We start from the raw sequence: 11,774 nt of genomic DNA, 5'->3' as shown, positions 1-11,774 counted from the left end.
GAACACACGCCATGGGCATGATGGAAAAGATCGACGTGCAGACCAGCCTGGCACGCGAGTACCTCACCTTCCGGCTGGGTGACGAAGAGTACGGCATCGACATCCTGAAGGTGCAGGAAATCCGCGGCTACGAGAACCCGACCCGCATCGCCAATGCGCCGCACTTCCTCAAGGGTGTGGTCAACCTGCGCGGCACCATCGTGCCCATCGTAGATTTGCGCATGCGTTTCGGCTGCTCGTCCAGCGAGTACAACAGCTTCACGGTCACCATCGTGCTGCACATCGGTCAGCGCACCATCGGCACCGTGGTCGATTCCGTCAGCGACGTGATGGAGATCCCGGCCGAGGCGATCCGCTCTGCCCCCGAGATGTCCTCGGCCATCGATGCCACCTACATCCGCGGCCTGGCCCAGGTGGGCGAGCGCATGGTGATCCTGCTGGACATCGAAAGCATGCTGATGAGCCCTGACATGGGCCTGATCGACTGAACACCAGGGCCCGGCAACGGGCCCTTTTCTATTTCGCATCCAACCCCGGGGCGCGCTGCCCCTTGTATCCCGCAGGAGAAACGACATGAAGACGGTCTCTGGTGTGGTTGGCGCGGCCCTGTGCGCCGCGCTCGTGGTGATGATGCCGGCCCACGCGGCCGATGGCGGTGCGAACAAGGATGACGCCATCGCAATGGTCAAGAAGGGTGTGACGCAGATCAAGGGGCAGGGGGCCGACAAGACCTACGCCGCCATCATCGACAAGGACAACAAGGACTTCCACGACCGCGACCTCTACCTGGTGGTCTACGGCCTGGATGGCACGGTGAAGGCCCATGGTGCCAACACCAAGATGGTGGGCAAGAACCTCATCGACCTCAAGGACATCGATGGCAAGCCCTTCGTGAAGGAGCGTGTCGAGATGGCCCAGAAGCAGCCCAGCTTCTGGCAGGACTACAAGTTCACCAACCCCGAAACCAAGAAGATCGAGCCCAAGAGCATGTACTGCGAGAGGCTCGAGCAGACGGTGGTCTGCGGCGGTATCTACAAGTGACGCGGGCACCGTCGTGAGGCGGTGCGGCGATCTCCCGACACAGGCAGGGGCAACCCTGCCCTTCAGCCTAGGTGCATGACCTGTCGGAACAGGTGGATGGCGGACACGGCCTGTTGCAGGCGTGGCAAGATCCCCCATGTGTTGTTGCAGACGGAGATCGCGCGTGTCCAAGAACGTCTTTGCCTCGGTGGTGCTGGGCGTGGCCCTGTGCGTGGGCCACGCGCAGGCCCAGCAAGCTCGGACGGTCGATGGCAGCGAGACCGAGGCGCGTGTGGCGGCCCTGCAGGCCTTGTGGCCGGCCGATCTCGTGCAACTGACCGGCCAATACTTGCAGCAGTATCCCCGCGGCCCCTGGGCGGATGTGGCGCGCAACTGGCAAAGGCGTGCCACGGATTCGGTGCGCGTGCTCAGCCGCGGCGATGTGCACCTTTACCGCAGCGCTTTCCAGGGCACTGGTGAAGCGGCGTCCATCAACGATGAGATCCGCGAAGCCGCACTCGGCAGCCAGGCCGCAGCCCTGCGCCTGGCCTACAGGTACCAGAAGGGTGAAGGCGGGCTCACGCAGGATCAGAACCGCTACGTGGGCTGGATGCAGTTCGCCTCCGTGCTGGGCAGTGCACCGGCCTCCTACGAGCTGGCACTGTATTTCCGCAAGGAAGGGCAGCCCGCGCTGGCCTCCCAATACGAGGCACGCGCCGTCAGCCTGGGCTACAACCCCCCGCTTGCGCTCGACCACGTCCGTAAATAGTCACGGAAAACCCATCTGTCAACCTGCAGATGGCGGCAAAACGGTACTAGTACCGCGGCGGTTACCCCCATTTACGAGGGGATCTGCAACACTTCTTTCATCGACGGCCCTTTTGGGGGATTGCCATGATGATCAAGAATGTTGTTGCTTCCTGTGTGCTCGGCCTGGCCTGTGTGGCCGGCGTGGCGCATGCCGCCACCGCCGTGGCAGAACCCGCAACGACCGAGACCAGCCTGCGGCAGTCGATGCAGGAAGCTCTGTGGCCTGCAGACATCGTCCAGGCGGCCGGGGACTACCTGCGGCGCTACCCGAACGGTGACTGGGCAGACGCTGCTCGCGCCCTTTACGAGCGCGCTTCCGGCACGGCACAGGTGCTGAGCCGCAGCGATGTGCGCCTGTACCGCGGCGCCTTCCAGGCTGATCTGCTGCCCACGCCGGTCAAGGATGATCTGCGCAAGGCTGCTCTGGGCGACCCGGCCGCTGCTGTGCGCCTGGCCCATGCCTACAAGCAGTCTGGTGGCGACAAGGCTGGCAGCCGCTATGTGGGCTGGCTGCAATACGCCGCCACGCTGGGGCACGAAAAAGCCGCTTACGAGCTGGCACTGCACTTCCGCACCCAGGACCAGCCGGTGCTGGCCTCGCAGTACGAGGCCCGGGCCGTGGCGCTGGGTTACGTGACGCCCACGGTGTTGGACCACGTGCGCAAGTGATCAGGGCGGGTTCTGCCTGCCGCTCATCAAAAAAGCCTCCGTCAGGAGGCTTTTGTTTTTTTCAGGCCAGGCTGAGCTTGATCTGCCCATCCAGCTCCGGCAGCTTGGCCGGATCGAAAGGCAGGTCGGTGGGGGCCTCACGCTGCTGCGTGCCCCAGATCGGCTGAGGGAAGTGCGGGTCGTCGCGGTAGCGGGCGATCAGGTGCCAGTGCAGGTGCGGCACCATGTTGCCCAGGCTGGCCACGTTCATCTTCAGCGGTTGCAGGTGCATGCGCATCAGTGATTCGACCAGGGCGATGGCGTCCATGCAGCGCACGCGCTCTGGCTGGGACAGATCGCTGAACTCGGCCACGTGGTCGTTCCAGATCACGCGGTAGAAGCCCGGGTGCAGCGCGTCGTTCACGCGCACCACGCGCAGATCGGCCGTGCGTGCCACGAGCACGCCGCCCGGCTGTTCGCACAGCTCGCAACCGGCCCGGCGCGTGGTGTCCAGCTGTCCCATGATGGTCACGGTACCGGGCGCCTCACACCAGCACGCGTTCGATGCCGCCTTCGTTGGCGCGCTTGACGTAATCGGGCATCCAGTTCTCGCCCAGTATCTGGCGCGCCATCTCCACGACGATGTAGTCGGCCTCGAGCAGGCCGTTCTGGGTGTCCTCGCCATAGCGGCTCAGGCCCTGCAGGCAGGCCGGGCACGAGGTCAGGATCTTGACGTTGTCCTTGGCGCCGAGAAGGCCCTGGCCGCGCAGCTCGGCCTCGCCCTTGCGAATCTCTTCTTCCTTGCGGAAGCGCACCTGGGTGGACACATCGGGGCGGCTGACGGCCAGCGTGCCGGCCTCGCCGCAGCAGCGGTCCGACTTGAGCACGTTCTCGCCCACCAGCGCCTTCACCGTCTTCATCGGGTCCTGCAGCTTCATGGGGCTGTGGCAGGGGTCGTGGTACAGGAAGGCTTCCTTGCCTTGCAGCGTGATGCCCTTTTCCAGCAGGTACTCATGGATGTCGATGATGCGGCAGCCCGGGAAGATCTTGTCGAACTGGTAGCCCTGCAGCTGGTCATAGCAGGTGCCGCAGGACACGACCACGGTCTTGATGTCCAGGTAGTTCAGCGTGTTGGCCACGCGGTGGAACAGCACCCGGTTGTCGGTGATCATCTTCTCGGCCGTGTCGAACTGGCCGGCGCCGCGCTGCGGGTAGCCGCAGCACAGGTAGCCCGGCGGCAGCACGGTCTGCACGCCCGCATGCCACAGCATGGCCTGCGTGGCCAGGCCCACCTGGCTGAACAGGCGCTCCGAGCCGCAACCAGGGAAATAGAACACCGCCTCGGTGTCGGCCGTGGTCTGCTTGGGGTCGCGGATGATGGGGACGTAGTCCTTGTCCTCGATGTCCAGCAGGGCGCGGGCGGTCTTCTTGGGCAGACCGCCCGGCATCTTCTTGTTGATGAAGTGGACGATCTGTTCCTTGATCGGCGCGGTGCCGACCGAGGCGGGGGGCGCGTTGGTCTGCTTGCGCGCGGCCAGCTTGAGCACCTCATTGCCCAGGCGCTGCAGCGGCATGGCCACGTCCACCAGCGCCGAGCGGACGATCTTGATCGTCTGCGGGTTGTTGGTGTTGAGCATCAGCATGCCGGCCTTGGCCGCGGGCCTGAACGACTTCTTGCCCAGCTTGTTGAGCAGGTTGCGCATGTTCATCGACACGTCGCCGAAGTCGATGTTCACGGGGCAGGGCGTCAGGCACTTGTGGCAGACCGTGCAGTGGTCGGCCACGTCCTCGAACTCCGACCAATGCTTGATGGACACACCACGGCGCGTCTGCTCTTCGTACAGGAAGGCCTCGATCAGCAGCGAGGTGGCCAGGATCTTGTTGCGCGGGCTGTACAGCAGGTTGGCGCGCGGCACGTGGGTGGCGCACACGGGCTTGCACTTGCCGCAGCGCAAGCAGTCCTTGAAGCTGGCGGCGATGTCGCCGATGTCGCTCTGCTGCATGATCAGCGACTCGTGCCCCATCAGACCGAACGAGGGCGTGTAGGCCTCCGTCAGGTCGGCGGCATGCACGTCATCGCCCAAGGCCTTGAGGTGCGAGCCGCGCAGCAGCTTGCCCTTGTTGAAGCGGCCCTGCGGGTCGACGCGCAGCTTGTAGTCCGTGAAGGCCTGCATCTCGTCGTCGGTCAGGAACTCCAGCTTGGTGATGCCGATGCCGTGCTCGCCCGAGATCACGCCGTCCAGGTCGCGCGCCAGCTTCATGATGCGCGCCACGGCCTCGTGGGCCGTCTGCAGCATCTCGTAGTTGTCGCTGTTGACCGGGATGTTGGTGTGCACGTTGCCGTCGCCGGCGTGCATGTGCAGGGCCACCCACACGCGGCCACGCAGCACCTGTTTGTGGATGCGCTTGAGCTCGTCGACGATGGGGGCCAGCGCCGCGCCGTTGAAGACCTTGGCGAGTTCGTCGCGGATCTCCTTCTTCCAGCTGACCCGGATGCTCCACGTCTGCAGCAGGTTGAAGACGGTGTCGCCATCCTGCACCGGGTAGGTGCCGTCGCGGTGCTGCTCGTAGCCCAGGGCCACCAGGTGATCGCCCGCCACGCTCAGGGGCACGTCGATGCGGTCGTGCAGGAACTGCCAGCGCTCGCGCACCTGGGCCAGGTGGGCCAGCGCGGCCTTGACCTTCTCGCCCAGTTGTTCGGGGCTGGGCAGCTCGGAGGAATCCTCGACCTTGCCCAGGGGCAGGTTGCCGGTCTTGAAGAAGGCCTCCAGCGCGTCGACCAGGGCCAGCTTGTTGCGCAGGCTCAGTTCGATGTTGATGCGCTCGATGCCCAGGGTGTACTCGCCCATGCGCGGCAGCGGGATCACCACGTCTTCGTTCACCTTGAAGGCGTTGGTGTGCTTGGCGATGGCGGCGGTGCGCTTGCGGTCGGCCCAGAACTTCTTGCGGGCGTCGGCGCTCACGGCCACGAAGCCTTCGCCCGAGCGGCCGTTGGCCAGGCGGATGACCTCGCTGGTGGCGCGGGCCACGCGGTCTTCGTCGTCGCCGACGATGTCGCCGATCAGCACCATCTTGGGAAGGCCGTTGCCGCCCACGTTGCGCTTGCTCTTGGTGGCATAGCCCACCGCGCGCAGGTAGCGGTCATCAAGGTGTTCAAGCCCCGCGAGGATGGCGCCGCCAGGCTGCTTCATCTCGTTGAACATGAAGTCCTTGATCTCGACGATCGAGGGCACGCAGTCCTTCGGGTTGCCGAAGAACTCCAGGCACACGGTGCGGGTGTGCTTGGGCATGCGGTGCACCACCCAGCGGCAGCTGGTGATCAGGCCGTCGCAGCCTTCCTTCTGGATGCCGGGCAGGCCGGCGAGGAACTTGTCGGTGACGTCCTTGCCCAGGCCTTCCTTGCGGAAGATGCGGCCGGGGATCTCCAGGCGCTCGGTGCGGATGGGCGTCTTGCCGTCGGGCTGGAAGTAGCGCAGCTCGAAGCTGGCCACGTCCACATCATGGATCTTGCCCATGTTGTGGTTCAGCCGGACGACTTCCAGCCACTGCGCATCGGGCGTGACCATGCGCCAGCTGGCCAGGTTGTCCAGGGCGGTGCCCCACAGCACGGCCTTCTTGCCGCCGGCGTTCATGGCGACGTTGCCGCCCACGCAGCTGGCTTCGGCCGAGGTGGGGTCGACCGCGAAGACGAAGCCCGCGCGCTCGGCCGCATCGGCCACGCGCTGCGTGACCACGCCGGCACCTGTCCACACGGTGGCCACGGGGTGGTCCATGCCGGGCAGCGTGACCATCTCGACCTCGGTCATCTGCTCGAGCTTTTCGGTGTTGATCACCGCGCTGCGCCAAGTGAGCGGCACGGCGCCGCCGGTGTAGCCGGTGCCGCCCCCACGGGGGATGATGGTCAGGTCCAGATCCACGCAGCCCTTGACCAGGGCGGCCATTTCTTCTTCGGTGTCGGGCGTGAGCACGACGAAGGGGTACTCGACGCGCCAGTCGGTGGCGTCGGTCACGTGCGAGACACGGCTCAGGCCGTCGAACTTGATGTTGTCCTTGGCGGTGACCTTGCCCAGCACCTTGGTGGTGCGTTCGCGCAGGGTGCCCATCTGCTCGAAGGCCTTGGCGAAGCGGTCCACGCAGGCACGGGCGGCGGTCAGCAGTTCGCCGACCAGGGCGTCGCGCGAGGCATCGGCGGTGGCATCGACCGAGGGGTTGCGGCGCTTGTCGACCTCGCCCAGGCGGTGGTGCAGGGCGTCGATCAACTGGCCGCGGCGCTTGGGGTTGTCCAGCAGGTCGTCCTGCAGGTAGGGATTGCGCTGCACCACCCAGATGTCGCCCAGCACCTCGTAGAGCATGCGGGCGGAACGGCCGGTCTGGCGCTCGGTGCGCAGCAGGCTGAGCAGTTCCCAGGCGCGCTGGCCCAGCAGGCGCTGGACGATTTCCCGGTCTGAGAACGAGGTGTAGTTGTACGGGATCTCGCGCAGGCGGGGTTGGCCGTCGCCGTGGCCGTCGGTGGCCTGGGCGGTCATGTGGGTCAGCTCGGTGGGTGCGTTCATGAGGGCGCCAGTCGCGAAATGGGCCTGAAAACTGAAAAGATCAAGCGTCCGGAGACAGTGTTTGCGTCCGGACGCGATGGGGAATGTGGTTTTTCGCGGCTGAGGTGAGATGGTACCGCAGCAGGGCATGCCCTGACCGGAATTGGGGCCTCGCCAGCCCCCGAGGCGGGGGCACAGGCGCGTGCCTGCAACGCTTGGCTGCCGGGGGGAGGGGGCTTTGCTAAGCTAGTGCGTCCTAACATGTTCAGCAGATGAGGCCGTTGATGCAGACGACAAGGGATCCGCTCTCTGAAATCACCCCTCAGGGGCCCTGGCCCTACCCGCGCTGGATCGCCCACCGCGGGGCGGGCAAGCTGGCGCCCGAGAACACGCTGGCGGCGTTTGAGCGGGGGGCATCCTACGGATTCCGGATGTTCGAGTGCGATGTGAAGCTCAGCGCCGATGGCGAGGCCTTTCTGCTGCACGATGCCGAGCTGGAGCGCACGACCAGCGGGCGCGGGCTGGCAGGGGCCTTGCGCTGGGATGAGCTGTCGCGCCTGGACGCGGGCCTGTGGCACAGCGCCCCCTTTGTCGGCGAGCCCTTGCTGCACCTGGACAGGTTGGCCGCCTGGCTGCGGGCTGGCGGGCACCTGGTGAACCTGGAGATCAAGCCCACCCCGGGCACGGAGCGCCTCACGGGCGAGGTGGTGGCACGGCGGGTGGCGAAGCTGTGGGCCGGCGAGGCGGTCAAGCCGCTGCTGAGCTCTTTCCAGCCATTGGCCCTGGCGGCAGCCGGTGAGACAGAGCCATCATTGCCCCGGGCCCTGCTGCTGGAGCGCTGGCTGCCCAACGCGGTCGCGCTGGCGCAGGGGCTGGGTTGTGTCGCCCTGGTGGTGCAGCACGCCGGCCTGAACGCGGCCCGCATCGCCGAAGGCCACGACGCAGGGCTGCGCATGCTGACCTACACGGTCAACGAGCCGGAGCGGGCGCAGGCCCTGTGGGCGGACGGACTGGACGGCCTGATCACGGACCGGGTGGACCTGTTCGATCCGCGGTCCGTGCCGGCGGCGTGATCAGCCCAGCGCCTTGAGCAGCTTGTCGTGGATGCCGCCGAAACCGCCGTTGCTCATGCACAGGATCTGATCACCGGGCTGGGCGGCCTTGACCACCTTGTTCACCAGCGCGTCGATCGTGTCGGCCACGAAGGCCTTGTCGCCCATGGGCAGCAGGGCTTCGTGTGCGTCCCAGCCCAGGCCGCCGCTGTGGCAGAAGGCCAGATCGGCTTCTTCCAGTGACCACGGCAGCAGGGCTTTCATGGTGCCCAGCTTCATGGTGTTGGAGCGGGGTTCGAACACGGCCAGGATGCGCTGATCGGGCCCCACCTTGCGGCGCAGGCCGTCGAGCGTGGTGCGGATGGCCGTGGGGTGGTGCGCGAAGTCGTCGTAAACGGTGATGCCGCGCACCTCGCCGCGCAGCTCCAGCCGGCGCTTGACGTTGGCGAAGCGGCACAGGGCCTCGCAGGCAGCCTGCGGTGCCACGCCGGCGTCTTCGGCCGCGGCGATGGCGGCCAGCGCATTCATCTGGTTGTGCTCGCCCAGCAGGGGCCATTCCACGCGGCCGATCAGCACGCCGGCCTTCATCACATCGAAGGCATGCGGCTCGCCGCGGGCACGGAAGCCGGGCGTGTCGCCGCGCACGCCGAAGCGCGCCACGTCGCTCCAGCAGCCGCGCTCGAGCACGCGCTGCAGATTTTCTTCGCGCGCATTGACGACCAGGCGGCCGCCGCGCGGCACGGTGCGCACCAGGTGGTGGAACTGCGTCTCGATGGCGGCCAGGTCGGGGAAGATGTCGGCGTGGTCGAACTCGAGGTTGTTCAGCACGGCGGTGCGCGGCCGGTAGTGCACGAACTTGCTGCGCTTGTCGAAGAAGGCGGTGTCGTATTCATCCGCCTCGATCACGAAGGGGTGGCCGGTGGCCGGGCGGCTTTCAGCATCGACGCGGCCCAACCGGGCCGACACGCCGAAGTTCTCGGGCACGCCGCCGACCAGGAAGCCAGGCTGGTGGCCCGCATCCTCAAGAATCCAGGCCAGCATGGAGGTGGTGGTGGTCTTGCCGTGCGTGCCGGCCACGGCCAGCACATGTCGGCCGCGCAGCACGTTCTCGCTGAGCCACTGCGGGCCGCTGGTGTAGGGCAGGCCCGCGTCGAGGATGGCTTCCATCAGGGGGTTGCCGCGCGAGACCACATTGCCCACCACGAACAGGTCGGGTTTGAGCTCGATCTGTTCAGGGCCATAACCTTCGATCAGGTCGATGCCCAGGGCCCGCAACTGGTCGCTCATGGGCGGGTAGACACCCGCATCGCAACCCGTGACCTTGTGGCCTGCTTCGCGCGCCAGGGCGGCGACGCCGCCCATGAACGTCCCGCAGATGCCGAGGATGTGAATGTGCATGGGGCGGATTCTAAGCCGCCCGCATGCCTCGGCCACCTGCCTGTTCGGGTGATCTCAGCCAGCGGCCAGGGCCCGGCGCGCAGCGCCCACCGTGGCAGCGATGTCCTCGGCCGTGTGCGCGGCGCTGACGAAGCCTGCTTCATACAAGGCCGGTGCCAGGTACACCCCGGCGTCCAGCATCTGGTGGAAGAAGCGGTTGAAGCGGTCCTTGTCGGTGGCCAGCACGGCAGGGTAGTTCTGCGGCAGCTCGGGCCCGAAGAAGAACCCGAACATGCCGCCTTCGCAATCGCCCGCCATGGGCACGCCCGCCTGGCGTGCGGCGCCCGTCAGGCCTTCCGACAGCTCGCGCGTGCGCTGGCTCAGGGCCTCGAAGAAGCCGGGGCGCTGGATCAGCTTGAGCGTGGCCAGGCCGCAGGCCGTGGCCACCGGGTTGCCCGAGAGCGTGCCGGCCTGATAGACCGGCCCCAGCGGGGCCAACTGCGACATGATGGCTCGGGGGCCGGCGAAGGCCGCCAGCGGCATGCCGCCACCGATCACCTTGCCGAACACCGACAGATCAGGCTTGAAGCCAGGGATCTGGCGGGCGTACAGGCTTTGCGCGCCGCCCAGGGCCACGCGGAACCCCGTCATCACCTCGTCGAGCACCAGCAGGGCGCCGTGGTGGGTGCACAGCTCGCGCAGGCGCGTCATGAAGGGAATGCTGGCCCGCACGAAGTTCATGTTGCCGGCGATGGGCTCGATCATCACGCAGGCGATCTCGTCGCCTTGTTCGGCGAAGGCCTCTTCCAGCTGTGCCACGTTGTTGTACTCGAGCACCAGCGTGTGCTGCACCACCTCGGGGGGCACGCCGGCGCTGGTGGGGTGGCCGAAGGTGGCCAGGCCCGACCCGGCCTTGACCAGCAGGGCATCGGCATGGCCGTGGTAACAGCCCTCGAACTTGACCAGCTTGGCGCGGCCCGTGGCGCCGCGCGCCAGGCGGATGGCGCTCATGGCCGCTTCGGTGCCCGAGCTGACCAGGCGCACCTGTTCGGCGCTGGGCACCAGCTTCAGGATCTCTTCGGCCAGTTCGATCTCGCGCTCGGTGGGTGCGCCGTAGGAGAAGCCTTCCTCGACCGCCTTGCGCACGGCGCCCAGCACCTCGGGGTGCCCATGGCCCAGGATCATCGGCCCCCACGAGCCGATGTAGTCGATGTAGCGCTGCCCTTCGGCATCCCACATGTACGCGCCCTGCGCCCGGGCGATGAAGCGCGGCGTGCCGCCCACGGCGCGGAAGGCGCGCACCGGCGAGTTCACCCCGCCGGGGATGACGGCCTGGGCGCGTTCGAACAGGGCTTGGTTGGTGGCGGCGCGGTGCTCAGTGGACATGGCGGGGATTGGGCGGGGTGGTGGACTCGTCGGCGCCGTGGCCTTCACCACCGTCGGGATCGTCTTCGCCGGGCTCGTCAGGGGGCAGGGCCCAGAAGAAGCGGTCGGGAACGACGCCGCCCATGCCAGGACGGAAACCCGCGTCGAGCGATTGGTCCAGGAAGCTCAAGGCTTCGGACACGGCCTGGTCCACCGCCTCGGTGGTGGCCAGGATGGCGGTGAGGGCGGCCGACAGGGTGTCGCCCGCGCCGACGAAGGTGGTCTCGAAACGCTCGAAGCGCTCGCCGGCCAGCGCGCCCTGGGGCGAGGCCAGCACGTTGTCGATGAACTGGTCGGGCAACTGGATGCCGGTGACCAGCACGAACTGCGTGCCCAGCGCATTGGCCGCCACGGCCAGCTCGCGGGCAGAGGGTGCGCGCTCGGATTCCCAGTCGGGCAGCAGCAGGTCGGTGAGCGTCTGGTGGTTGCCCACCAGCACGGTGGCCGACGGCAGGATCAGTTCCTTGTAGGCATCCAGGTAGGACACCTGGCGCTCTTCATCCATCCAAGACACATTGCCCAGGTAGGCCACCAGGGGCACCTCGGAGTAGTCGGCCAGGATCTCGGCCACGGCGCTGACGTTCTCGGCGTTGCCCAGAAAGCCCACCTTCCAGGCGGAAATGGGCGCGTCTTCCAGGATGGTGCGGGCCTGTTCGACCACGGCGTCCGCGTCGATGTCGTAGCTGTCCAACACCTCGGCGGTGTCGCGCACCAGCACGCCGGTGATCACGGGCAGGGCATGGGCGCCCATCGAGGCCACGGTGGTGATGTCGGCCGAGATGCCGGAAGCGCCGCTGGGATCGTTCACATTGAACGTGAGCACGCAGGCCGGCGAGGTCGGTTCCTGGGCCTGGGCGTCGGGAAGGCCGGGATCCTGAGGGGCTGCTGAGATTGACGTCATGTAGTCTTG

At 67.0% G+C, this 11,774-nt stretch carries 10 protein-coding genes; 5 read left to right on the top strand and 5 right to left on the bottom strand.

The features are described 5' to 3' along the window. Positions 1-11: 11 nt before the first annotated feature. The 4 genes from EIP75_RS06830 (at position 12) to EIP75_RS06815 (ending at position 2,499) form a co-directional block, all read left to right on the top strand. The gene (locus EIP75_RS06830) at positions 12-488 is read left to right on the top strand and encodes a chemotaxis protein CheW (RefSeq protein ID WP_125242480.1); all 477 of its coding nucleotides are present in this window, start codon (positions 12-14) and stop codon (positions 486-488) included. Positions 489-573: 85 nt separating this feature from the next. Then, positions 574-1,041 (top strand): cache domain-containing protein, encoded by a 468-nt coding sequence (locus EIP75_RS06825; protein WP_125242479.1) that lies wholly within the window; start codon positions 574-576, stop codon positions 1,039-1,041. A gap of 163 nt (positions 1,042-1,204) precedes the next feature. Next, positions 1,205-1,789: a hypothetical protein gene (locus EIP75_RS06820; protein ID WP_125242478.1), complete on the top strand. Its 585-nt coding sequence runs from the start codon at positions 1,205-1,207 to the stop codon at positions 1,787-1,789. A gap of 125 nt (positions 1,790-1,914) precedes the next feature. Continuing rightward, positions 1,915-2,499 (top strand): hypothetical protein, encoded by a 585-nt coding sequence (locus EIP75_RS06815; RefSeq protein WP_125242477.1) that lies wholly within the window; start codon positions 1,915-1,917, stop codon positions 2,497-2,499. Positions 2,500-2,560: 61 nt separating this feature from the next. On the opposite strand, the gene EIP75_RS06810 is transcribed toward EIP75_RS06815, so the two are convergent. Together EIP75_RS06810 and EIP75_RS06805 are read right to left on the bottom strand one after the other, a co-directional pair. Beyond that, entirely contained in the window at positions 2,561-3,001 is a 441-nt protein-coding gene (locus EIP75_RS06810) for an HIT family protein (protein WP_125242577.1), read from the bottom strand. A 22-nt stretch (positions 3,002-3,023) separates the two neighbouring features. After that, a complete protein-coding gene (locus EIP75_RS06805) occupies positions 3,024-7,031 on the bottom strand; it encodes a DUF3683 domain-containing protein (protein ID WP_199758510.1) in 4,008 nt (1,335 codons plus the stop codon). Between the two features lie 263 nt (positions 7,032-7,294). Here EIP75_RS06805 and ugpQ point away from each other — a divergent pair, with 263 nt between their 5' ends. Next, the gene (gene ugpQ / locus EIP75_RS06800; protein ID WP_125242476.1) at positions 7,295-8,083 is read left to right on the top strand and encodes a glycerophosphodiester phosphodiesterase; all 789 of its coding nucleotides are present in this window, start codon (positions 7,295-7,297) and stop codon (positions 8,081-8,083) included. On the opposite strand, the gene mpl is transcribed toward ugpQ, so the two are convergent. The 3 genes from mpl to thiD are packed head-to-tail and all read right to left on the bottom strand — an operon-like array spanning position 8,084 to position 11,765. Continuing rightward, a complete protein-coding gene (mpl, locus tag EIP75_RS06795) occupies positions 8,084-9,460 on the bottom strand; it encodes a UDP-N-acetylmuramate:L-alanyl-gamma-D-glutamyl-meso-diaminopimelate ligase (protein WP_125242475.1) in 1,377 nt (458 codons plus the stop codon). A gap of 54 nt (positions 9,461-9,514) precedes the next feature. Continuing rightward, positions 9,515-10,825 (bottom strand): glutamate-1-semialdehyde 2,1-aminomutase, encoded by a 1,311-nt coding sequence (gene hemL / locus EIP75_RS06790; protein ID WP_125242474.1) that lies wholly within the window; start codon positions 10,823-10,825, stop codon positions 9,515-9,517. Continuing rightward, a complete protein-coding gene (thiD, locus tag EIP75_RS06785; protein WP_125242473.1) occupies positions 10,815-11,765 on the bottom strand; it encodes a bifunctional hydroxymethylpyrimidine kinase/phosphomethylpyrimidine kinase in 951 nt (316 codons plus the stop codon). The genes hemL and thiD overlap by 11 nt, the downstream gene beginning before the upstream one ends. Between the last annotated feature and the right edge of the window lie 9 nt (positions 11,766-11,774).

The sequence above is a fragment of the Aquabacterium soli genome (assembly GCF_003933735.1).
GTDB classification, from domain to species: Bacteria; Pseudomonadota; Gammaproteobacteria; order Burkholderiales; family Burkholderiaceae_C; genus Aquabacterium; species Aquabacterium soli.
This window is presented reverse-complemented; position numbering and strand designations above follow the sequence as displayed.

Excerpts from the sequence above, each read along its gene's own strand:
- EIP75_RS06830 (WP_125242480.1), top strand. The coding sequence starts at position 12 with ATGGGCATGATGGAAAAGATCGACGTGCAGACCAGCCTGGCACGCGAG.
- EIP75_RS06825 (WP_125242479.1), top strand. The coding sequence starts at position 574 with ATGAAGACGGTCTCTGGTGTGGTTGGCGCGGCCCTGTGCGCCGCGCTC.
- EIP75_RS06815 (WP_125242477.1), top strand. The coding sequence starts at position 1,915 with ATGATGATCAAGAATGTTGTTGCTTCCTGTGTGCTCGGCCTGGCCTGT.
- EIP75_RS06810 (WP_125242577.1), bottom strand. The coding sequence starts at position 3,001 with ATGGGACAGCTGGACACCACGCGCCGGGCCGGTTGCGAGCTGTGCGAA.
- EIP75_RS06805 (WP_199758510.1), bottom strand. The coding sequence starts at position 7,031 with ATGAACGCACCCACCGAGCTGACCCACATGACCGCCCAGGCCACCGAC.
- ugpQ (WP_125242476.1), top strand. The coding sequence starts at position 7,295 with ATGCAGACGACAAGGGATCCGCTCTCTGAAATCACCCCTCAGGGGCCC.
- mpl (WP_125242475.1), bottom strand. The coding sequence starts at position 9,460 with ATGCACATTCACATCCTCGGCATCTGCGGGACGTTCATGGGCGGCGTC.
- hemL (WP_125242474.1), bottom strand. The coding sequence starts at position 10,825 with ATGTCCACTGAGCACCGCGCCGCCACCAACCAAGCCCTGTTCGAACGC.
- thiD (WP_125242473.1), bottom strand. The coding sequence starts at position 11,765 with ATGACGTCAATCTCAGCAGCCCCTCAGGATCCCGGCCTTCCCGACGCC.